Source organism: Pedobacter sp. GR22-10 (assembly GCF_026239715.1).
Taxonomy (GTDB): Bacteria; Bacteroidota; Bacteroidia; order Sphingobacteriales; family Sphingobacteriaceae; genus Pedobacter.
Map to the genome: position 1 here is coordinate 499,600 of NZ_JAPIVR010000001.1, position 22,503 is coordinate 522,102.

The window sequence follows — 22,503 nt, forward strand, 5'->3', positions numbered from 1 at the left end:
AATTATTATGCTGATGGTTGAGCACCAGGCAACTGACTGGACGGGTTTAATGCCATAAGTCCGTTTCTGATAATGGCCTTTTTAGCAAGGCTGATTTTAAAATCATTATGACCAAATCCTTTTGCACCTTTTAATATCATATCAGCTGCTGCAGAAAAATTTTCAGCATTTGCTTCCTTATTTTTTAAGAATTCTTCCGCTTCAATATTGCGCCAGGGTTTGTGGGCTACACCACCTAAAGCAATTCTGGCTAATTCAATGGTATTTCCATTCAGCTTAAATGCTGTGGCTACTGATACCAATGCAAAAGCATAGGAGTGCCGGTCTCTCAGTTTCAGATAAGAATAATTTTCGGAAAAATCATCTTGAGGCAGATCGATGGAAGTGATGATTTCTCCCTGCTCTAAAGTATTGTCCAGGTCAGGGCGGTTATCTGGTAGCCGATGAAAGGATGCGAAAGGAATGCTGCGGTTGCCATTTGGTCCGCTCACGTTAACAGTAGCATCAAGTGCGGCGAGGGCGATGCACATATCTGAAGGAAAAACCGCAATACATGCATCACTCGTACCCAGAATGGCATGGATTCTATTGTACCCGGCTTTGGCCGGGCAACCAGATCCCGGATTGCGTTTATTGCATGGTACATCCGGGTCATAAAAGTAATAGCACCTGGTGCGCTGCAGCAGGTTACCGCCATTACTGGCCATGTTTCGGATCTGCGCCGAAGCGCCAGCCAGAATAGCTCTGGAAAGCAGGGGATATTTTTGTTCAATTAAAGGATGATATGCGGTGTCTGCATTTTTTACTGCAGCCCCGAGACGGATTTTACCATCTTTTTGTATAGAAATCTCATCGTTTTCAGGGATATGATTGATATCGATCAGTTGGGAAGGATGTGTAAGGTCATATTTCCACAAGTCGATTAAATTGGTTCCCCCGGCAATAAATACGGCATCAGGTTTCTGGTTAACCAGATCTAAAGCATCGTGAATATTGGTAGCTTGTTTATATTCAAAATTATTCATGCGTACCTCCGTCTTTAACCTGCATAATCGCATCAATAATACCCACATTTGCACCGCAACGGCAGATGTTGCCACTCATGAGTTCCTGAACTTCTTCACGCGTATGGGCATGACCTTCTTTCAACATTCCAATAGCGCTGCAAATTTGTCCGGGAGTACAATAACCGCATTGAAATGCATCGTGATCGATAAAAGCTTGCTGAATGGGATGAAGGGATTCACCATCAGAAATACCTTCTATAGTGGTGATTTCTGAATCATTTTTCATTACCGCCAGGGTCATACAGCTTAATATTCGCTTGCCATCACAAATAATGGTACAGGCACCACACTGACCATGGTCGCAACCTTTTTTAGTCCCGGTAAGTTTAAGGTGTTCACGCAAGGCATCAAGTAACGAAACCCATGGAAGCAGGTTCAGCTCATAACGTTGCTGGTTAACGTTTAGTGTTGTTTTTGTCATTGTAAATCTGTTTTGTAGTTCGGAGATCCCCAATTACACAACTTTAAACATTTGAAAAAAGTTTTAGACAAATGACCTGATGCTAAAATTCTCTCTGACAAATATAAAATACACGCATCAGCAACTACATGATTTTAACGCTGGCATCCTTTAATTTTTTAACCAGCTGTTGCAGGAAATCACTCTTAAATTCTGCTTCCACATAAATATTGTTAATCCAGAGCAGGACCTTAATTTCTAAACTGTCGGCTGTAATGTTATTCAGTAAAACTTCAGGAGGTAGTTTTTTTACGGTATTTTCCGCTTCATTTAACATGCCCGAGATAATTTTTTTGATGTCTTCAAAATCACTTTCTGCACTTACTTTAAAAACGAGTTCGGTTTTAATGAAATCATTCCCTAGGGTCCAGTTTACCAAACGTCCTGAAAGTAAATCACCATTGGGAATGATGACTTCAGAACCCTGGGGGGTAAGGAGTTTACTGGAGCGGATTCCGATATCCCGAACTTTGCCTTTTTTATCGGCGAGTTCAACATAATCGCCTATACGGAAGGGTTTTTCGAAAATCAGAATAATTCCGGAAACAAAATTATTAACGATATTCTGCATCCCCAAACCAATACCTACACCAAATGCACCTAAAACAACCGTAAGCTTATCCATTGGTAAACCTGAAGCCATTACGGCCAGTAATACACCTAAAACAATGATCACCAGGCGAACCAATGCCACTTTTGACCCCTTATGACCACTATCTTCATTAAAGGTAATGCGCTCCTCACCAAACAATAAGGGAACATGTTTCTGTAGTTTATTGGCGATGTAGATAATGACAATAAAAAATACGATGTTACCAAGGCTGAAGTGAATGCTGCCGAATACCCTCGGTTTTGACAGTATTTCGCTGATCCATTGCCAGAGGCCTCCAATCAGACTCAGGTTGATAAGCAATACGATTACCCATAATAAAACACATAGTACAGAAAGCCCCTTTTTAAATTTGGCTTTTGTTTTCATGTGGTTGATTCTCGAAAAAAGACCATTATTGCAGGAACTGATTTTCATCTGCAGATCCAGTGCATCAAGCATAATCTGCATAAACACACTCAAACCAATTAACTGAATGAGGCCAATCACTCCGGTAACACTGGTTACTTTGGCCATATCAACCCTGCCAAAAAGATTCAGCAATACGGAGAGTGCATTCATTAAAATGAGGATTATCAGTACAGTGCGGACATATTTTTTGGAAAATTCCTTAAAAGTTACCTTATTAAATAGCTGAATGCCAATCCATATAAAGAAAATGTTAATGGCAATCAGCACCACACGAAGTGGAAGCGTATCATCTACTCCGGCATTTCCGATAATCATGATGGTATATAAAGCCATGAGCATCAGCCAGAAACGCAGCTGTTTTTTTTCTAAAGTGTTCCAGAGGTGAACCGACATCACAGCCAGTAATAAAAGCTGAATCAATTCAATGTATAGTGCTGGTGCATCGGGTTCGAAAAGCGGCGTAATGTTTAACAATACAATCAGCGTTGAAAAAATCGGAAAGGGTTTGAGGTATTCGAATTTCAGGTCACCAAGCTGGCGCCTGATTGCCGCACGCCTGGAACTTTTGAAGTTTCGGTGCACCCAGATAAAAAAAACAACGGAAATTAAGATGGCCAGAAAACGGTTATCCCAGGTAGAATGAATAAAGTATTTGAGAATTTGTTGCTGCCCCTGATATGATGATGCAATTAAATTACCAGTGGTTTGGCTGGCCGGGTTTTGGAGCGTGGCATGCCAAAGGTATGGATTCCGTTTGCGCAAAGCGAGTTTGCCTGAAAGCGCCAGTTTTTCAGCAGTTTGTGCACGCAAATCATTGACCACTACATTTAATGCAGAAATATTGGCCAGAAGTACATTGACCTGACTCAGGTTTTCACCTGTTAATTTTCCAGCCTCCTGTAATCGCGATTTAATTTCACTGATCTGTTGATGATATAGTTTCCGGCCATCCTCGCCATTGTTGTTTTGCAGTAGGGTATCGCTGCTCAGGCTAACTACCTGGTCAGACATTTTTTGAAGAGCATTGCTGTTTTGTACTAAAATAGCCGTAATATTTTTTAATCTGGTATCTGCATCTCGCAAAATAAGATCAAAACTCAACAGGTTTTTGGTATCAAGTTCCTCCTTAGCCTTAAAAGATATAACCAATGGGTTTACATTTTCTTTTACCGTATTAAACTGGCGCTGAATGGCATCCAGGTTATATCCCTTTTTGTTGGCCGCGTTGATTTCCGTAATGGCAGACTGGGCCGTTTGAATTTTAAAGAGGAGTGTATCAGGAATGGTATTAACAGAATCAGTTGGTTTGGTTTTTGCCTGCTGTGCCTGACACCAGATGCTGGTGGATACAAGCATCAGCAAAATAAAGAAAATACATTTTGGTTTTACAGCAAATTTCATTGTAATAATGGTATTCGTTTTTAATATAGATAATAGCCTTGATCTCCCTTTAAGTTGCTTTACTCAGGATCCGACGGGTTATGATATCCATCGTTTTTATTTCCTTTGGTCAATAAAAATTTCCGGATGGTAAAATTAATAATGATGGCTTCTATAAAGTTTGCCTTTTTGATTGTCACTATGGCAACCAATAGGTAGAATAAGGTAAGTCCGCCAAAGCCCAATGTGTAACTGTTTAATAAATCTGAAAATAGAAAACCTAATGTAACGGTACCAAACAGAAAAGCTAAAATGGTGCAAATTAAGGTAAATATATTCGTGATCAGATTGGCGCTAAGTTTGGCAATATAATGTATGGCATCTAGCCTCAGTAATTCCAGTTGTAAAGTTGCACTATCTTTTAATTCTTCATAAAGGATTTCCGCTTCTCTTATTTTTTTATCTATCATAGGCTAATTCATCAGGAGCGTTATAGTACAACAAATGTTTGTTGAATACACAAGTTTATCCATTGGAATATTATCTATAGCAACCGATGTGATCTTTACATTGTTTTATAATTATCGAATTAGTGTAAACTGATAGATCGATCAGGCAATGGATTTTCGAATTATTAAATGGATCTCGGTTTCTGAAACTAATTCCTAATGTCAGGTGGCATTTCATGTAAAAGTCCATTGCAAATGCTTAACCGCTGATGCAATGGACAATAGGAATACGGCTTTTGTCTTTTCAGACCTCAGACCAGATGAGATTAATTGAAGCTATTAAGCATTATGATCTGTAATGGCTTTGCCCAAATCGTTAACCAGATCCGTATCGAGATCATCGAGCGTTTTCCATTGCGGCCCCTCATCACCAGGTTCCGCATAAATGACACCAATTTTTTCTTCGCCATTCATAATTCGGTAAGTACCGTTATCCTGGGGAAGAACATCATAGTTCAGTCCATTCAGGTTCAATTCAAATTTTTCCATTAGTTTTTCGTTTTTGAGACATTTAATAATTTCCTGGTCGTTTAACCGCAAACGGCCCAGACTGATACAGAACCGGCATCACAACGGAACTCGCCCCATCCATGTTCATCAAGGGTTACTTCACCCTCAACATGACCTAAACAATCCGTAAAGGTTTGCCCGGCAAATGCCTCGCCCATTTCCATATGTTTTGTGCCTGCTTCACCATTGGACATGATTACGGCGACACCCGAACCCTGATGTTCCTCATCACCGGCCCTGGTCCATCCAATGCAACTTTCATGATCGAAATAATCTCGCTGAAAACCGTAGGCTTTGTTTTTTCTTAAGTGTAATAACTGCGCCAGTTGCGGAAGCGATTGCATGGTTACTTCATGGTCTTTTCCGTCTGTTCCTTTATCTGTATAGGAAGATCCGTAAACATCCGAATAAAATACACATGGATAACCCGCCTCACGTAGTAGAATAATGGCATAAGCATGTGCCCTGAACCAGGGTTCTACCGTTTGTTCTAAAGATTGAAGCGGTTGTGTATCGTGGTTTTCAACCAGTGTAACTGCGAGTTCCGGACGTACCTGAACCAAACTTCCGTTTAAGATGGTAGAAAGATCGAATTCTTCCCCTGCTTTGGAAGCCCTGGAAAAATTTGCCTGAAGACAGGCATCAAAAAGCGACATGCGTCCTTCTGTGGCCTCAATATAATCCAGCATCGATTGTAAATCATATGGCGACCAGTATTCACCTACGGTAAACAGTTCTGCATTCAGTTCTGCACGGAGATAATCCAGCCACTCATTAAAGAAAGCATGCGGCATATGTTTGATGGCATCCAGTCTGAAACCATCAAAACCCACCGTTTCATAAAACCATTTCCCCCATCTTTTCAGTTCTGCTCTTACCGCCGGGTTTCTGAAATCTATGTCGGTTAACATGAGGTAATCGTAGTTGCCATTTTCGTTATCCATTACTTCTTCCCAACCCTCGCCATATTGATTTTGAATGCTATAAATAGCTGTTTCCTGTGTTCTGGCATCATAATCTACACCGGTAAAACACTGGTAATCCCATTTAAATTCAGAATATTTGCCATTTCTGCCGGGGTAGGTAAACCTGGTATAGGCATCAATCTCAAAAGGTTCTGAAATAAATTCGTTGCGGTTTTCGGGATTTACCTTTCTTACCATTACCGGTTCAAAGTCGTCGGCACCACCAAGGTGGTTGAGCACAATATCTACATAAACCTGAAGCCCGGCCGCTTTTGCTGTTTTTACGGCCTCAATATATTCTTCTTTTGTTCCGTATTTGGTAGCAACACTTCCTTTTTGGTCAAATTCACCCAGATCGTATAGATCATAAGAGTCATAACCTGTAGATTCAGTACCATCCATCCCTTTATGGGCAGGCGGCAACCAAACTGAATCTATTCCCATTTCCTTTAATTCTTTTGCATCCTGACTTACTTTTCTCCAAAGGCTACCATCTTTAGGGTAATACCATTCGAAATATTGAAGCATTGTATGATTTTCCATTCATTTTATTTTTGAATACAACTCTAAAAGTTAGGCTTTGTTTGAATGATAAAGCAAATCTCTTTCGGGAATTGAAAAAAGATTTCAGATAGCCGTTAAAGGCAATTAAATCTGTTGTCGGGCTGTATCATTCATCTTATTAAACATTTATGCTATATGTTAGAAGAAGATTCATCTCAAAATATGGTGAAACCAGATATAGTTGTTGATAAAAATCAAATCAAAATCAATTGGGTTAATAATTTTTTTTATATAAGTAGTTGTATTTTAGTTATTTATATTTTTTTTTGTTGGATTATATTTTTTGATTGTATTTTTTAGGATACTTTAACAGTATTTTATGATTGTATGATAATCTGAAAAATACTACATTCGTATCATCATTAACTAAAACAGAAACAGCAATGCTCTCAACTAAACATCGCTAGTATGTTTCCGCGATGCGATAAGCAAGTCTTATCGCATTTGCATTTTAAATGCGTCAATACTTACGATTGTATTTCCTCATGCTGCAGGTGACTCACTTCCAATTTATCTCTTCTTCAAAATTGTCATAATAAGAGTAATCTCGGGTAATTTTCTATTTTCAATGGTATAGATAGGAAGTGAAAAAGCAGCCCTTTCAGCTGTTGTTCCAGAAGATACAAATTCACAAGCAGCCGCAATACTTTTACTTAAACCCATTTATTATATATGTTAATCATGAAATGCTTTATAAGACCAGATTATTAATGCCCAAAGGCATTTTTTTTGCTTGATTTTTAAACTGAACAAAAGGAATACCGATAAAGAATTGATCTGTTTGAAGAAAATATTTTTATTAAAATCTAATGATTTTTTTAATGGAAAAGCAGATTTAAACAAAAGTGATCGAACATTTTGATGGATTCGTATGGGGCGATTAAATAAAAAAATCCTTCCCGCAATGTTCTCTTTATGGGCACATTGCGAGAGAAGGAAGGCTTGCAGCCAGAGCGTGAAGCATTCTGCTTCATATCGTAGAATGTTTACCTCTTCGGATTCCTAATTTTATCCAATTTTTGGGCCGGAGAAATATACAGTGGTATCATTCTTTTATCATTGGGTATTAGGCCAGCCGTCTGGAGAGCATTCTGAAGCCTAATACGCCCAGTCCGCAACCAAAGTAAACCAGGTAATCATCTAACGGACAGTAAGCAACATTGTAATATACCTCATTTCCGGCGCCAAGTATGTTAATATTGCAACCCCGGTTAGGCCTTATTCTAACATTTGCCGCATATTGCGTGGTAATAGTTGAAGTAGGACCACAGGTTGGTAGTAAAGGTGTTCCACCCCAAATACCCAAAACATTAGATGTATAGATTTCGGTAGAATTTAAAGGCTGACAACCTATAGGTTGTGTATAACCATAATGTGATAACAGGAGAAAAAAAACAATTAAAAAACTCGTTTTAGATATTGATTTCATAAGTAAGAAGACATATAATAGTGATCTGAATACTTACAAAACTATCGAGCGTACCCACCTGATAAGCCATTCCTTTCATTCATTTTGCCTTTTACAGGCCTGCTGTGGCATGTTTAGGTTATTCAAACTTAAAAAAGCAGCTGATGATTTTGAAAAGCGTACAATAATGATATAGCGAAAACTTAAGGCGTGTAAACCTATTGAATAAGGGATTTGAAAATTGGTTTTTTAAAATCAAATTATAGCAAATACAAAAAACTTAAATATAGATCTGGACTTATGGGCATGATTGCTGATCTTACAACTTATTTTTACTCATCCTATTTAGTTTTCATTAATATGAACTGACTCTTTAAGGAATCAATGCCACGTTTGAATAGGGGGGATGTAGCAAATAATCATTTAATTGCAACATTGTTGCTTTTTTTTTGGATGTCTGTTATCTTGTGTTTAATTTTAAACAGTTTAGTTTAGTTGATGATAGCAGGGGAGAGTGGTTCCTTCCCTGTTTTTTTGTGCCTGTTCAGGCATTACTGTATGCTTTATTATATGTCCGCCTATAAATTTCTTGTCACATATATTTTTATTAAAAACAGCATATCATTCATCTTTTACCGCTAGCGTCATAAAAAAATGGCTGTTTTGGCTACTATTTCGTTTTAGTAATGCTCTTATTCACTTTAAGGTATTTGGCACATCATTTTTGATTATTAGTGATTTTCATGGTAAAGTCATTACGTACAACACTGACTACTATTTGTATGTTTAATAAGTCTAAAATGGTTAATGTTGTATAGATTTGTCCAATATCCTTTTCCTTTTAGCCGATCAGCAGACTATTTCTTTATTTCCCATTTTTTTATTTAAACATTGCTAATACATACCGTTTTAGGTATTTTATGAAAAAAATTATTTTATTTTTGTTAATTAACACTTGGTGTGCAAACGTGATGTTTGCGCAAACGAGGGGCTGTCTGGTTGGTAATGTGCTTTACACGGAACAATCGGGCAAAGGCCTTAATTACTTTCTCCGGTCGCCAGGTAATCGCACCTCAGCATGCGGTTTTCAAAGGGTGGGCAACACCAGCAATTGCAGGCTCTACAATAGCGGTGATGTAGACATGGAGAGCAGTTATACCTTATATCCTGATGCGGCCAGTAGCGGATGGATCGAGATTGCAAACTGTCCCATTGATAATGATGTATGGATTTTTTTTATTCCTGTTTCATTATTCGGTACACTTACTCTAACGAAAAAGGAACTTTCTAACAAAACGATTAATAGTAACGCTGAATCAACAAAACTTAAAACTTAATATGCCGCTGGCAAAAAATTAATTAAGAAAAGCCACATCAATAAGCTGAATTTATATGAGCGCTCAGATTAATCCGGCGCATGACTTCATGCTTTGGATAATTTTTACTGAATAACCATTAGTAATTTAGCTAAAACGATTTAAACAAACTTTGCAATAACCAAAATATCGAACAACAAAATATGAGAAATTCAAATTACCCATCACAAACTGAAGCCGATAGGCTGAAAGCACTTAACCGTTATCAAATTTTGGGCACATCAGCTGAATCCACTTTTGATCAGTTGGCAGAAGTGACTACCCGGATTTTTGATCTTCCGATTTGCCTGATCTCTTTTGTAGATAAAGATGAGGTATTTTTCAAGGCAAATATTGGATTTGATCATGATGTTTCATCTTATAAACGAGATAGTCTTTGCAATGAGGTAATTAAAAGTAAAGATATAACCGTTATTGAGGATGTTTTTGATATACCGGAACTGGCGAATAACCCATATAAGGTACGCTTCTATGCAGGTGCACCATTGATTACCAATGATGGATACCGAATTGGTGCGCTGTGTGTGATGGGGTATGAACCAATGAAATTTGATGAAAAAAAGCAGGAGATTTTAGTCGGACTGGCAAAGTTGGTAATGAATCAGACTGCATTAAGGGAGCAAGCCGGTCATCTGATTTCTGAAAACGAAAATATTGCAGCTCGAAATGCCGGATTGATAGATTACCAGCAACAAATTGCGAAAGCTAACCGTGATCTCGAAAGTCTTCAGGATAATTTCGAAATACTTTTTCAGCAGGCTCCGGTAGCTATCGGTATTATTTCTGAAGAAAATCATGTTTTTGAACAGGCTAACCAGACTTTGCTGAATATTTTGGGTCGCGATTCAGCACTAATAGGTGAGCCGCTTTCTTTGGTCATTCCAGATCTGGAAGATCAGGATTTTCTACGGTTAATAGACAACGTAAAAGAGACCGGAAAACTTGTACACGGCCATGAAGTACGGCTATTGGTATGGAATGAAAACCAGCTTAGGAGTTTATACATTAACATAACCCTGCAGTTTACCAAAAACTTGGAAACAGGCGGAAACAGCATCATGTTTATACTGGCAGATATTACTGAGCAGGTTATTGCAAAGCAATTGAACGAAGAAGCCAATGTTGTATTGATGAGTGCCATTGATGCCGGTGAAATGGGATATACTGTAGTAGAATTCGCAACAGGAAAAATGACTTCCAATGATCAGTTTAAGCGGAATTACGGTTATCATATTGATGAACAATTTAATTATCCTGATCTTTTCGAAGCCATGTTACCGAAATACAGGCAGCAAATTAAAAAATCTGTTGAACATGCCATAGAAAATAATGGTGTATATCGGGCAGAATATGAAGTGAAATGGAAAGATGGATCGGTACACTGGATCAGTGCATTTGGCAAGCCAAGATATGATATGCATGGAAGAGCCTCACACATTATCGGTATCAATAAAATTATAGAAAACCGTTAACGTCATTTTGTATCAAATAGCAGAAAGGAGGGACTTCGCAATTCACTGGATGAAACTTGCGAAGTCTTTCAGTTACAATGATCTTTAAGACTTCGCAAGGTGGGTTACGATATTTTCGATTGGTCAATCAGTTCATGAATGGTCTTGCGTTCTTCCACACGATCTGTTGAATCAGCATCGCTAGATATACCTTGATTACTAGTATCTGTTCTTTTCATGAACCTGTTCCGGTCAAAATGATGGTGGTCATAAAAAGACTTACGATCCAGCTCAGTCATTTTTTCTTCCATTCTCAACGCTGCAGGGCTACCGATAACATCCCTGATGGTATCTTCCAGTTGATGGGTAACTTCGTCTTTAATATACAATGGCATAGCATGAAGTTGATCGGTATGAAAATCAGGTACAATGACTACATTATCATGCAGATTCCCCAAACCTATCGGAATCAGAATAGGTTTTTCATCAAGTTCGTTGCCCATATTTTTAAGGGTAACTAAGATATAACGCACCACATTGTTTTCGGGATCAAATAAAAGATCATTTACTTCACCAATTATGCTGCCGCTTTCACCTCTTACTTTCCATCCTTTGATGTTTTGTTCACCTTCAGTTAAACGATAATCGCTCGTAGATAGTTCAAGTAAATTGCTGTTGATTGTTTTATTTTCTTCCATCATAAATTGCTGTTATTTTAGCTTTGTATACTCAAACAACATCTCGAAAGAAGCAAAGGTTTTACGAGCAGAACGACTAATTTTTTTTGGTAATGTCTGCAGTAATGCTTTATAAAGTTATCTGAAGGTTATTCACTTCAAAACCCTTATAACTTAACATTTCCGCATTGTGAGAAACCTCAAGGTTGAGCTCCAGCATTTCAATAATCTCTTTTGCATGAGTAATATTTCGGTGTATATCGTTAATCCCGCGGATTTCTATGCCTTTAGACATGACCTTAAATTTAGAAGGCTCAAATTTGTTGATGAAGGCCTGAAGATCGGCACTGATTTTTGAAGACGTATTTTGCATATTCAGATTCTATTTAAATCATCGCAAAGCACGTAAAGTCTCTTTAACTTATTACGCAGTTGATGTTATCTTATCAATAACTATTAATCGCATATAATGGATTTGAAAGCATTTGTGCGTATCCTTTAACTTTGAAATGTTTATATCCATAAAAAAAAACTGCTAATTGATCAGCTAAAAGGATTTACAATGAGCAAAATTTTAATATTATGTTAAAATAGCGCGCTATATGTTAACAATAACATAACCCTGACTAACCAAATTCCTAATGCTATGATTCCATCTTTGTGGCACCTAACAAGCACCTGATTCAGGTAGCCTGATGGGTTAAAAACCAACAAATCATAACTATTCATTCATTCATGAAATCAAATTACAAATTCATTTCTTTGCTTTTTTCCGTGAGGTGGCAGTGTTTTGCAATGTTAATGCTACTTTTCAACTTAAATAGCTTTTCCCAAAGTAATAAACTGATTACAGGTAAGGTTATAGACGAAACCAATCAACCCATCCCTGGTGTTACCATCAGAATTAAAGGGGGTAACACAGGCACATCTACTAATTCGGACGGACTTTACAATATCCAGGCTAAAAGTACTGATATGCTGGTTTTTTCCATGCTTGGCGGCATCACCAGGGAAGTAAATGTTGGTAATCAAACCAAGATTAATGTAACCATTATGCCGGATAACCAGAGCCTGAAAGATGTAGTGGTGATCGGTTACGGCACGGCAAATAAAAAAGATGTAACCGGGGCAGTGACTTCCATTAAATCTGAAGAATTTAATCAGGGGGTAATGGTGAATCCGGCACAACTTTTACAAGGAAAGGTAGCCGGACTGAATGTAACTAAAAGTGGCGATCCAAATACCAAGCCTTCTACCATTCTCCGAGGTCCATCTACATTAAGAGAAGGTGCCGCACTAGAACCATTTTATGTTATAGATGGCGTGCCTGGAGCATCAATTGATTTATTGGCCCCATCTGATATCGAAAATATCGACATTTTGAAAGATGCTTCTTCCACGGCGATTTATGGCTCAAGGGCAGCAAACGGCGTAATCATCGTGACAACGAAGAGGTCTAAAAATGGTCAGGCAAGACTTTCTTATAATGGCTACGCTGCGGTAGAAAAGGTATCCAAAAAATATGACATGCTTTCTGCACCTGAATTGAGACAATATCTGGCAGATAATAAGCAGACCTTAAACCCGATTGATGATGATGGTTCTGATACCAACTGGCAATCCTTATTGGAAAGAACTGGTTATTCTCAAAATCATAATGTTTCCTTTGGTGGTTCGGGTCAGGCTTCAGATTATGGCGCCAGCGTAAATTACCTGGACAATCAGGGGATTTTAAAAAACTCTTCATTAAAGCGGACAATTGTAAGGGGATACCTGAATCAGAAATTTTTTAATGACAGGCTGAAACTCGGTTTAACCATTACCAATAGCAATTCAAAAAGTTCAGATATCTACCAATCGCAGGCCTTGTCTAACATGCTGTTTTATCTGCCAACGGTGAGTCCCTTTAGTACCGACGGTACTTATAAAGAAAATTATAACCGTACCGGAAGTGGTACCCGTAATCCGCTCTCTATTGTAGATAATAATGAAATTGATAACCTGAACAACAAAACGCTGATTAATGGAATGGCACAGCTAAACATTATCGATGGATTAAAGTTTACAGCAAGTGTATCATCGCAAAGAGATCAGAACAATTCTAGTACTTACCTGAACAGCCAGTCTGGTTTGGCCAGGGGTGTAAATGGTCAGGCAATAAAACTTGATGTTTTAAATAAAAGTCAGGTATTGGAAGGCTATTTTAATTATGATAAAACTTTTGGAAAACACAGTCTGAAATTACTGGGTGGTTATTCATGGCAGGAAGACAGAACCAATGATGGTTTTGGCGTAACTACGCAGAACTTCTCTAATGATAATTTGCGTTATAATAATTTGTTTCTTTCCAATCCCAGTACATTATCGCAGATTACTTTTGCCAATGTTCCAATTTCTACTTTGAGGTTAATTTCTTACTATGGAAGGGTTCAATACAATTACAACGAAAAATATTTGTTGCAGGCTTCATTAAGAAATGATGGCTCATCAGGCTTTGGCAGAAACAACCGTTGGGGATTATTCCCGGCTGTTTCTGCAGGATGGAGGATTATCAGCGAAGACTTTATGAAGGCTGTTCCTGTAATCAGTGATTTAAAACTGCGTGCCGGTTATGGTGTTTCCGGTAACAGTTTAGGCTTTGATGCCTTCACTGCGTTACTTATTTATGGAACACCATCTGGAAGTAATAAATTTTTAAACAATGGCAACGTTAGTAATGCCATCGGCCCGGTGAGAAATGAAAATCCTGATTTAAAATGGGAAAGTACAGCCACCACCAATATTGGTTTAGATTTTGGCTTGTTTAAAGACCGGATTTCAGGTTCGGTTGATTTTTACATCAAGGAAACTTCGGATTTAATTTACAACGATTATTCAGTCTCAACGACTCAGTTTTTTCTACCTACCATTACCGCAAATGCAGGTAAAATCAAAAACACAGGGGTAGAGTTAACATTGAACGCAGTGGCGGTTAAAACAAACAATTTTAAGTGGACCACCTCGCCAAACCTCGCCACCAATAAAAACAGAATCGTCACCTTATCAGATGATTTTTATAAAATATCTTCCATACCAACAGCACAGTTGGGCGGTAAGGGTCAATCCGGAAATTTCAGTCAGCTCATTCAGCCAGGTTATGCCCTGGGTACGTTTAACCTATGGAATTACGCAGGTAAAAATGCCGCTGGTGTAAGTACTTATATTAATGCTGCCGGACAAACCATTGCCACCCAGCCTTTAACCACTGATGCAAAAATAGCCGGTGATGCACAACCTAAATTAATTTATGGCTGGGCAAATAGTTTCAACTATAAGAACTGGGATCTGAATTTCCTTGTTCGCGGCGTGTTGGGAAATAAAATTTTAAATGCTACAGCAGCGTCTTTAAATAACCCGGCTGATGCAAAATTGCAGAATATCCCACGCAGTACCTTAGGCGAATCTTTTAACGATATCAATGCCTACCTCATTTCCGATCGTTACCTGGAAAGTGGTTCTTACCTGCGTTTGGATAACGCCACAGTGGGATATACCATTAAACCTAAAACACCTTCTGTTAAAGCCATCAGGTTATATGTGACCGCAAACAATCTTTTTGTCATTACCAATTACACTGGAATAGATCCTGAAATTAACATCGGAGGATTAACGCCGGGCATAGACAATAACAATTATTATCCAAAAACAAGAACCTATAGTTTTGGTGTAAGTGCATCATTCTAAAAATTATAAAAATGAAAAAGTTTATCATCCTATTTAATATTTTTGCCTGCCTGGTGGTGCTGGAATCATGCAGCAAACTAGATGTCGATGTAGAGTCGCAATATGTGAAGGATAATTTTCCGGTTACCAATTCTGATTATGCAGCACTTTTTGGTACCATGTATTCTAATTTATCCTCTCAGTATGGTGTGCCTTACTGGAGGATGCAGGAGCTTTCTACTGACGCAGCTATTCTGCCGGCACGTGATGGGAATTTTGATGACGGTGGTCAGTATCGCCAGTTGCATTATCACACCTGGACCATCGATCATCCAAACGTTCGCGACATTTGGCAATGGGGTTTCGGTGGCATAAACAATTGCAACCGTTTAATTAACCTTACCAATGAATCTGCCGTTTCTGCGGCTTCAAAAACGGCAAGTTTAGCTGAAGTGAAAGCCATGAGGGCTTTATATTATTACTTCATGATGGATTTATATGGGAATATACCCATTATTGATACTTTCCCGGTGAGTACACTTCCTGGAAATCAGAGCCGTGAAAAGGTATTTGAATTTATTGAAAAGGAACTTTTAGCCGTTGTGGCACAATTGCCGGTAAAAGACAATAATAACCGTATGTTGGTTTATGGCCGGCCAACGCAGGCAATGGTTTATGCCTTACTGGAAAAAATGTACCTGAATGCAGAAGTATATACCGGAAAGGCAAGATACAATGATGCCGTAACCATGGCCGATCAAATCTTGAAAAACAACAATTATGTACTTGATGCGAAGTACAGTGATATTTTTGACGTCAATAATGGGCCACAGGTAAACGAAACCATTTTTGCCATTCCTTACGACCAGCAGATTCCGGGCAACCAGATGACACGGTTTGGTTTCTATCCGGCATTGGCCGCAGCTTACGGTATCAATGTAGGTTTCAGTATTTCCATGAGCACCACGCCGGAATACTACAAACGGTTTAATTTAACCAATGATATCCGCAATAGCTTCTGGTTAATTGGTAAACAATATGCACCTGATGCCAACCGTAAGCCAGATTTGTCAAAACCAATCTTTGTGGCAGGTACCACTACCCAAATTGAAATTACACCAGATTTAATTCTTAAGCCAGGTAAACCAATGGATTTGGGCAATACCGTGGCCGATCAGGCAAAAGGCGTGCGTTCTGTAAAATACTGGCCGGATGTAAATGCCATTCAGGCTACCCGTTTAAACGGAAACGATATGCCGGTTTTACGTTTAGCTGATGTGATGCTGATGAAGGCAGAGGCTATTTTAAGAGGCGCAACAGCCACCGCCGTAAATGGCGAATTGCAAACGCCCTTGTTACTGGTGAATAAAATAAGAAGTCGTGCCGGCGCTTCAGCAGCTACGGATGTAACCTTAAGCACTTTGCTTGATGAAAGGGCACGCGAGTTTAGCTGGGAAGCCTGGAGAAGGAACGATTTAATCCGTTTCGGGCAATTTGAAACCGAATATCCGCTCCCAAATGATGTGCTTTTTATGAATAAAGACATCACCAGGAGGATTTATCCCATTCCTGCAAATGAGCTAAAGCTAAATACCAATTTGAAACAAAATCCTGGTTATTAATTAATATATAATTTTATAAATATGAGACTGGTTACCTGTGTTGGTTTATTGATGGTGTTGCCTGCAATAGGCCTGATGACTAAAAAAGAAGATTTACCGATTAATCAGATTCAGGTAATCGGTTCTCATAACAGTTATAAACAAGCCATTAATCCGGCATTGTTTAAAGTGTTTAAATCTCAGGATACTACTGCGGCCAATGCGTTGGATTACGAACATATCCCAATGCCGGCACAGTTGGATCTGGGTTTAAGAAACTTAGAGATTGATGTGTATGCTGATGAAAAGGGCGGTAAATACGCACATCCAAAAGGTTTTGAGCAAGTAAAAGGTCAGCCAGCTTTTGATCAGCAAGGGGAAATGAATGCACCTGGTTTTAAAGTTTTACATGTTCCGGATTTAGATTTCAGGTCATCTGCGCTTACCTTCAAAACCGCGTTACAGCAATTAAAAAAATGGTCGCTGGCACATCCAGGGCATACACCGGTTTTTATCACTTTAGAAGCAAAGGATGATACCATCAGGAGTAAAGGATTTACTATTCCTGAAGTATTTACAAGTAAAACTTTTGATCAGCTGGATGCGGCTATTCTCGAAAATTTAGGTCCTGATAAGGTAATTACACCTGCAGATGTGAGAGGGAAATACAAAACTTTAGAAGCGGCTGTGTTACACCAGAACTGGCCTTTGTTGAGCAAGGCAACAGGTAAATTTATGTTTGTTTTAGATGCTGCCGGAAGAAAGCGGTCAACCTATATCGCTAACCATGCTTCCTTAACCGGGCGGGTGATGTTTGCCAATGCAGACCCCGGAACACCTGAAGCCGCAATGATGATTAAAAATAACCCGAAGGATAAACAAATTCCTGAATTGGTGAAGAAAGGATACATCATCAGAACCAGGGCAGATGCGGATACGAAGCAGGCCAGAAAAAACGATTACAGTGATTTTGAAGCGGCCTGCCAGTCAGGTGCACAAATTATCACGACAGATTATTATCAAAAAAGTACACATTTCACATCTACATACGCAATCAGCTTTCCGGGCGGAAAGTACTTTAGAAGAAATCCCTTGTTTTAAAAGGCCAGAAAAGATATGAACAGAAGATCATTATTAAAAGGAGGTTTGCTCACCGGTTTGGGCTTACCTTTTGTAGGATTAAAAGATGTGGTAGCCAAACCACTGATTGGCGGTAAAAAAGCAAAGAACATCATTATGATGGTCAGTGATGGCATGAGTATAGGTACCCTGAACATGGCAGATTTATATGCCAGTCGTGCCTTTGGTAAAAGCAGCAGATGGCTGGGTTTGTATCGCGACAATAAGGCGGTGAGGGCTTTAATGGATACGGCTTCTGCCAGCTCAATGGTTACCGATTCAGCCGCGGCAAGCTCCTCATGGGGCGGGGGAATGCGGGTGAAAAATGGTTCCCTTAATGTGGGGATGAATGGTGAAAAACCACAGCCCATTCTGCAAAAATTTAAAGAGCAGGGTAAAAAGGTAGGCTGTGTAACAACGGTGCCCATTACCCATGCCACACCAGCGGGATTTTGCATTAATATTAATAACCGTGGCGGACAGGATATTATTGCTGAAATGTACCTGGGGCTGAAATTCGATGTGATGATGGGCGGCGGGCATAAATATTTTAGTGAGAAAAGGGAAGGTGGTAACCTGATTCCTAAATACCTTACCCAGGGATATCAGGTTGCAGAAAACCGTGCTGAAATGTTGGCTTTAGGGTCGGACAAGCCGGTTCTGGGCCTGTTTGCTGAAGATGGAATGCCATACGAAGTCGATCGCAAACACGACCAGGAACTAATTAAAAGCACCCCTACATTAGCAGAGATGACGGTTAAAGCCATTGAACTGATGAAAAATAATAAAGCTGGTTTTGCACTACAGGTAGAAGGTGGTAAGGTAGACTGGGCTGCTCATGCCAATGATTTGAGTGGATTGATTTTTGACCAGCTGGCTTTTGATGAAGCTGTTGGAAAGGTAATTGAATTTGCTGAAAAGGATGGCGAAACCTTGGTGATCATCACCACAGATCATGGCAACGCGAATCCGGGTCTATTCTATGCCGATGAAGCCAATAAGAAATTCGATACCCTGCAGCACTTTAAACATAGCAACACCTGGCTTTTAGCACAGCTGAATCAATCTTTTAGCGAGCAAAAAATTATCGATTTAATTAAAGAAAACCAGGGTTTCGAGATGAAAGCTGATGATGTGAAATCGCTGCTGGTGCATTTTAAAGATATTGTTCCGGGGCAGCTTTATAATGAATCAAACCTTCCGTTCTATGAATATGGAAAAATTCTAAGCAAATATACGGATGTACAGTGGGCGGGAATGAACCATACCGGAGATTATGTGGAGTTAACCATGTTTGGTCCCGGATCTGAAAACCTGAAACCTTTTGTTAAAAATTATGAACTTCATAATTTCATGCTTAAAGCAGCAGAAATGCCGGAAACATTTTTAGTAAAAGCTTAAAAATATTATACATTCAAATATCAGAAGACTGTATCATAATCCATAATTTCTAAGATCTGTGATGTTAAGCTTGTCAAAACATCATGAGGGACATTTGTTTTAAGTCCTTCGGCAAGCTCAGGATGATATTTCGGATTTATGATACAGGCTCTTTTTGCTATTATTTACCCTTAAATTTATCATGATCTATAATTTAAAGCACACCTTGTCAATTGGCTTTGTTATGCTGTTGCTAAACTTTAATGATGCAAGCGGGCAAGAAAACAATAAATCGAAATTAATTGATTTGGGTGCCGGCATTTGGTTAAAAGGTGATTTGCATGTCCATTCCAGGCACAGTACAGAATCTTCCAATAACGCAGTAGCGAAAATTATCAACTTTTCGAAAGCTGTAAAAATGGATTATGTATGCATCACGGATCATGATAACCATGTCAATGGCGACGTAGCGCACCATACCTGGACCGATCCGGAATTTAAATCAGATACTTTGTTATTGCTGTATGGTGCCGAATGGACCACCACCAGGGGCCATGGAAATGTATTTTCAGCAAAGCCATATGATCATCAGCGACTGTTTGATGTAAGAGATCAACGTGATGTCAATATCGGCAAGGTTAAAAAATCTTTAAATATCCATTTATCAGCCAACCACCCGAGCGGTAAAGATAATTTTGGGTTTTCTTACGATTTGGTGCAATCAATTGAAGTATGGAACTCGGCCATGTGGACTAAAAATGCAAATGCCATGATGATCTGGGATGATATGCTCTCTTCAGGCAGGATGATGACGGGTAGAGGAGGAAGTGATGCACACCACGGAACGCCAACCGCTTCAGAAAAACCAAGCCAAAATACTTATCAGGCAGCCTATAATTATATTGGAACGCCAACTACCTGGGTATATGCAAAGACACGAAGTTTGAGTGGCATTGTTGATGCCTTAAACCATGGAAGGGTAGCTGTGAGTGCAAATCCAAATTCGCCGCATGTAGCTTTTTATGCCGATGTTACTGGAACCGGTAAATTCGACATGATGATGGGAGACAACACCGTTTCAACGGGCAAGCCAGTAAAATTTCAGATTCAGTTGATGGGAAACACTATACCTGGTGAAACCTATTCGGTTACGGTGATTAAAAATGGAAAGACATTTAATACCTATCAAATAAAGGGGGACGCTCCGGTTACTACCTTTACAGATGTTCCTGATTTAAAGGGAAGAACGTATTATCGGGTAATGGTAGAAGGTAAAGTAAATGATTATCCTGAAGTTCCTAAATCAATGGCATTAAGCGAGAAGATGGTAAGCTTGTCTAATCCAATTTACTTTAATTTTGATCCCAAATTCTAAAGTCTGATCAGAAAGCGCATAAGTTTATCCATAAACTGATAAGGTAAAAAAAAGATTTCGAAAAATAATAACAGATAAAAAGACTGACTTATTAATATGGGCACACTGGCTCAATGAAGATCAATTGACCTAATGAGGCCGCCTGGCTCCTCATTCTTCACTATATTACATTTTCGCTTGCAAATAAATTAACCGGCATCAAATATAATGATCAATCTAAAAGCCCGTTATATCATTGCGCTTTCCCGTTAATGAAAACAATAAATATTCAGTTTTGAAATGTAATTACCCAAAGCTTAAATAAATTTTTGTAAGCTTAATTTTTATTTTATGTATTTATTTTTCAGTAATTAAATGTATGATTAATATTTTCTTGTGATGTCTCATGCCTGGCGTGGAATGGGTATGGGAATTTGCCTCTTATGATGATACAATGAATTCATTTAATCATTTACTCATCATAAATGTACAAAATTGTAAGCCGAACAACCTTTAGGAGGTAAACATATTTGCTAGAAAATTAGTTAATCGATCCATTTATGAAATAGTGGATTGGCTAATTTTATATAAATTAAATGTTTATCTAACCAAAAAAAATTTACATGAAAAAAAAACTATTCAGTGTATTTGCCATTGCACTTATCATGGCAGGTTGTTCAAAAAATGATATTGACAACGTAAAGCCACAAGATCTATCGGATAAGAACGTCAATGTTCAGGCAGATTCCTCAAAAAAGGCTACGGCAGAAGGAAACGCATCTATTGATGCATCAGCAGTACAGCAAACCATTAAGGGTTTTGGCGGGGCAAATATTGTGGCCTGGACAGGAGATCTGACCAGCGCGCAGAGAACTACTGCGTTTTCACCAACAAACGGTATCGGTTTAAGTATTGTCCGGGTACGTGTGCCTAATTCCAGTTCAGAGTTTGCTGCTGAAAAAGCAACTATCGATGTCTGTAAATCATTTGGCGGATCGGCTATTGCATCGGCATGGTCTGCACCCGCTTCCATGAAAACAAATAACAGCATTGTTGGTGGTAAAATTAATACCGGTTCTTATGGTGCATATGCGGCACATTTAAGTGCTTTTAACAGTGCTGTTGGCGGCCTCGCAGCCATTAGTCCTACCAATGAGCCAGATTATAAGGTCAACTATGAATCAATGGAACTAACTGCGTCAGAAGTTGCCGATTTCGTAGCTGCTCAAGGTAGCAATTGTGGCGCCCCTATTATGGCACCAGAACCTTTTCAAATGAATCAAAGCTACATCAATACCTATCTCAGCAATGCCACTGCAAAATTGAAAACCAGTTTTGTATGCGGCCACATCTATGGTAAAACGCCTTACAACTTAGGGAATGTGGGCAAACCGGTTTGGATGACAGAACATTATACCAATTCCAGCATCAGCGGTGATGACTGGGCGAATGCCATGAATGCTGCCAAAGAAATACACGATTGTATGAATGCCGGCTGGAGCGCCTATGTATGGTGGTACATCAGAAGAAGTTACGGGCCAATGAGTGAGAGCGGAAACATCCAGAAAGTAGGTTATGTGATGGCACATTATGCCCGTTATGTGCGTCCGGGATATAGCAAAATTTCCTGCACTTCTAATCCAACACCAGGGGTTTACGTAACGGCCTACAAAAGCGGATCTAAACTGGTTATTGTAATCGTAAACCAAAATAACGCCGTCACCTACCAGACATTTGGTTACAGCGGAATAAGCGTTAGCGGATTTAACCGTTATGTTACCACCAGTACTTCTAATCTGGCTTCTAACAGCCTCACTGTTTCAGGTGGAAATTTTGGGATTAACCTGGCCGCTTCAAGCGTAACTACACTGGTATCTAATTAGTATAAAATCTATATTTAGTTTATTTCATTTTTTGCAACCCCGCCCTTTAGGTATCTTTCTTTTTAGAAAGGTACCT

Annotated in this window: 17 protein-coding genes; 8 read left to right on the top strand and 9 right to left on the bottom strand. The window is 39.0% G+C overall.

Going from position 1 to position 22,503, the window contains the following annotated elements; all coding sequences use genetic code 11:
- Positions 1-5: 5 nt before the first annotated feature.
- From OQX64_RS02025 to OQX64_RS02055, 7 genes are all read right to left on the bottom strand, one after another.
- Positions 6-1,025, bottom strand: a complete 1,020-nt coding sequence (locus tag OQX64_RS02025) for an FAD binding domain-containing protein (RefSeq protein ID WP_088300618.1) — start codon at positions 1,023-1,025, stop codon at positions 6-8.
- Entirely contained in the window at positions 1,018-1,488 is a 471-nt protein-coding gene (locus OQX64_RS02030) for a (2Fe-2S)-binding protein (RefSeq protein WP_088300617.1), read from the bottom strand. Before OQX64_RS02030 ends, OQX64_RS02025 begins: the two co-directional genes overlap by 8 nt.
- Before the next feature lie 124 nt (positions 1,489-1,612).
- On the bottom strand, positions 1,613-3,904 hold the full coding sequence (locus OQX64_RS02035) for a mechanosensitive ion channel family protein (protein ID WP_265817347.1): 2,292 nt from the start codon (positions 3,902-3,904) through the stop codon (positions 1,613-1,615).
- A gap of 104 nt (positions 3,905-4,008) precedes the next feature.
- Positions 4,009-4,398: a hypothetical protein gene (locus tag OQX64_RS02040; protein WP_265817348.1), complete on the bottom strand. Its 390-nt coding sequence runs from the start codon at positions 4,396-4,398 to the stop codon at positions 4,009-4,011.
- A 318-nt stretch (positions 4,399-4,716) separates the two neighbouring features.
- Positions 4,717-4,926 carry a hypothetical protein gene (locus OQX64_RS02045; protein WP_265817349.1) on the bottom strand — a complete coding sequence of 70 codons (210 nt, stop codon included), beginning with the start codon at positions 4,924-4,926 and terminating at the stop codon, positions 4,717-4,719.
- 41 nt (positions 4,927-4,967) lie between these two features.
- Positions 4,968-6,455, bottom strand: coding sequence for an alpha-amylase (locus OQX64_RS02050; protein ID WP_265817350.1), 1,488 nt, complete (start codon positions 6,453-6,455; stop codon positions 4,968-4,970).
- A gap of 1,087 nt (positions 6,456-7,542) precedes the next feature.
- Entirely contained in the window at positions 7,543-7,905 is a 363-nt protein-coding gene (locus OQX64_RS02055; protein ID WP_088300613.1) for a hypothetical protein, read from the bottom strand.
- An 899-nt stretch (positions 7,906-8,804) separates the two neighbouring features.
- On the opposite strand from OQX64_RS02055, the gene OQX64_RS02060 reads away from it, so the two are divergent.
- Positions 8,805-9,221: a hypothetical protein gene (locus OQX64_RS02060; protein WP_265817351.1), complete on the top strand. Its 417-nt coding sequence runs from the start codon at positions 8,805-8,807 to the stop codon at positions 9,219-9,221.
- A gap of 182 nt (positions 9,222-9,403) precedes the next feature.
- Entirely contained in the window at positions 9,404-10,732 is a 1,329-nt protein-coding gene (locus OQX64_RS02065) for a PAS domain-containing protein (protein WP_265817352.1), read from the top strand.
- A 104-nt stretch (positions 10,733-10,836) separates the two neighbouring features.
- Here the strand turns inward: OQX64_RS02065 and OQX64_RS02070 are convergent, their stop codons facing one another.
- Positions 10,837-11,412, bottom strand: coding sequence for a PRC-barrel domain-containing protein (locus OQX64_RS02070; RefSeq protein WP_265817353.1), 576 nt, complete (start codon positions 11,410-11,412; stop codon positions 10,837-10,839).
- 106 nt (positions 11,413-11,518) lie between these two features.
- Positions 11,519-11,761 carry a hypothetical protein gene (locus OQX64_RS02075; protein ID WP_088300608.1) on the bottom strand — a complete coding sequence of 81 codons (243 nt, stop codon included), beginning with the start codon at positions 11,759-11,761 and terminating at the stop codon, positions 11,519-11,521.
- Between the two features lie 428 nt (positions 11,762-12,189).
- Here OQX64_RS02075 and OQX64_RS02080 point away from each other — a divergent pair, with 428 nt between their 5' ends.
- The 6 genes from OQX64_RS02080 (at position 12,190) to OQX64_RS02105 (ending at position 22,427) form a co-directional block, all read left to right on the top strand.
- Positions 12,190-15,111 carry a SusC/RagA family TonB-linked outer membrane protein gene (locus OQX64_RS02080; RefSeq protein WP_265817354.1) on the top strand — a complete coding sequence of 974 codons (2,922 nt, stop codon included), beginning with the start codon at positions 12,190-12,192 and terminating at the stop codon, positions 15,109-15,111.
- A gap of 11 nt (positions 15,112-15,122) precedes the next feature.
- Positions 15,123-16,712: a RagB/SusD family nutrient uptake outer membrane protein gene (locus OQX64_RS02085; RefSeq protein WP_265817355.1), complete on the top strand. Its 1,590-nt coding sequence runs from the start codon at positions 15,123-15,125 to the stop codon at positions 16,710-16,712.
- 21 nt (positions 16,713-16,733) lie between these two features.
- The gene (locus tag OQX64_RS02090) at positions 16,734-17,792 is read left to right on the top strand and encodes a phosphatidylinositol-specific phospholipase C1-like protein (RefSeq protein WP_265817356.1); all 1,059 of its coding nucleotides are present in this window, start codon (positions 16,734-16,736) and stop codon (positions 17,790-17,792) included.
- A 15-nt stretch (positions 17,793-17,807) separates the two neighbouring features.
- Positions 17,808-19,211, top strand: a complete 1,404-nt coding sequence (locus OQX64_RS02095; RefSeq protein ID WP_265817357.1) for an alkaline phosphatase — start codon at positions 17,808-17,810, stop codon at positions 19,209-19,211.
- A 181-nt stretch (positions 19,212-19,392) separates the two neighbouring features.
- Positions 19,393-20,565 (top strand): CehA/McbA family metallohydrolase, encoded by a 1,173-nt coding sequence (locus OQX64_RS02100; protein WP_265817358.1) that lies wholly within the window; start codon positions 19,393-19,395, stop codon positions 20,563-20,565.
- Between the two features lie 602 nt (positions 20,566-21,167).
- Positions 21,168-22,427, top strand: coding sequence for a glucuronoxylanase (locus tag OQX64_RS02105; protein WP_265817359.1), 1,260 nt, complete (start codon positions 21,168-21,170; stop codon positions 22,425-22,427).
- The last annotated feature ends 76 nt before the right edge of the window (positions 22,428-22,503 follow it).

Coding starts and splice junctions, on each gene's coding strand:
- OQX64_RS02025 (WP_088300618.1), bottom strand. CDS start 1,025: ATGAATAATTTTGAATATAAACAAGCTACCAATATTCACGATGCTTTA.
- OQX64_RS02030 (WP_088300617.1), bottom strand. CDS start 1,488: ATGACAAAAACAACACTAAACGTTAACCAGCAACGTTATGAGCTGAAC.
- OQX64_RS02035 (WP_265817347.1), bottom strand. CDS start 3,904: ATGCTTGTATCCACCAGCATCTGGTGTCAGGCACAGCAGGCAAAAACC.
- OQX64_RS02040 (WP_265817348.1), bottom strand. CDS start 4,398: ATGATAGATAAAAAAATAAGAGAAGCGGAAATCCTTTATGAAGAATTA.
- OQX64_RS02045 (WP_265817349.1), bottom strand. CDS start 4,926: ATGGAAAAATTTGAATTGAACCTGAATGGACTGAACTATGATGTTCTT.
- OQX64_RS02050 (WP_265817350.1), bottom strand. CDS start 6,455: ATGGAAAATCATACAATGCTTCAATATTTCGAATGGTATTACCCTAAA.
- OQX64_RS02055 (WP_088300613.1), bottom strand. CDS start 7,905: ATGAAATCAATATCTAAAACGAGTTTTTTAATTGTTTTTTTTCTCCTG.
- OQX64_RS02060 (WP_265817351.1), top strand. CDS start 8,805: ATGAAAAAAATTATTTTATTTTTGTTAATTAACACTTGGTGTGCAAAC.
- OQX64_RS02065 (WP_265817352.1), top strand. CDS start 9,404: ATGAGAAATTCAAATTACCCATCACAAACTGAAGCCGATAGGCTGAAA.
- OQX64_RS02070 (WP_265817353.1), bottom strand. CDS start 11,412: ATGATGGAAGAAAATAAAACAATCAACAGCAATTTACTTGAACTATCT.
- OQX64_RS02075 (WP_088300608.1), bottom strand. CDS start 11,761: ATGCAAAATACGTCTTCAAAAATCAGTGCCGATCTTCAGGCCTTCATC.
- OQX64_RS02080 (WP_265817354.1), top strand. CDS start 12,190: ATGCTACTTTTCAACTTAAATAGCTTTTCCCAAAGTAATAAACTGATT.
- OQX64_RS02085 (WP_265817355.1), top strand. CDS start 15,123: ATGAAAAAGTTTATCATCCTATTTAATATTTTTGCCTGCCTGGTGGTG.
- OQX64_RS02090 (WP_265817356.1), top strand. CDS start 16,734: ATGAGACTGGTTACCTGTGTTGGTTTATTGATGGTGTTGCCTGCAATA.
- OQX64_RS02095 (WP_265817357.1), top strand. CDS start 17,808: ATGAACAGAAGATCATTATTAAAAGGAGGTTTGCTCACCGGTTTGGGC.
- OQX64_RS02100 (WP_265817358.1), top strand. CDS start 19,393: ATGATCTATAATTTAAAGCACACCTTGTCAATTGGCTTTGTTATGCTG.
- OQX64_RS02105 (WP_265817359.1), top strand. CDS start 21,168: ATGAAAAAAAAACTATTCAGTGTATTTGCCATTGCACTTATCATGGCA.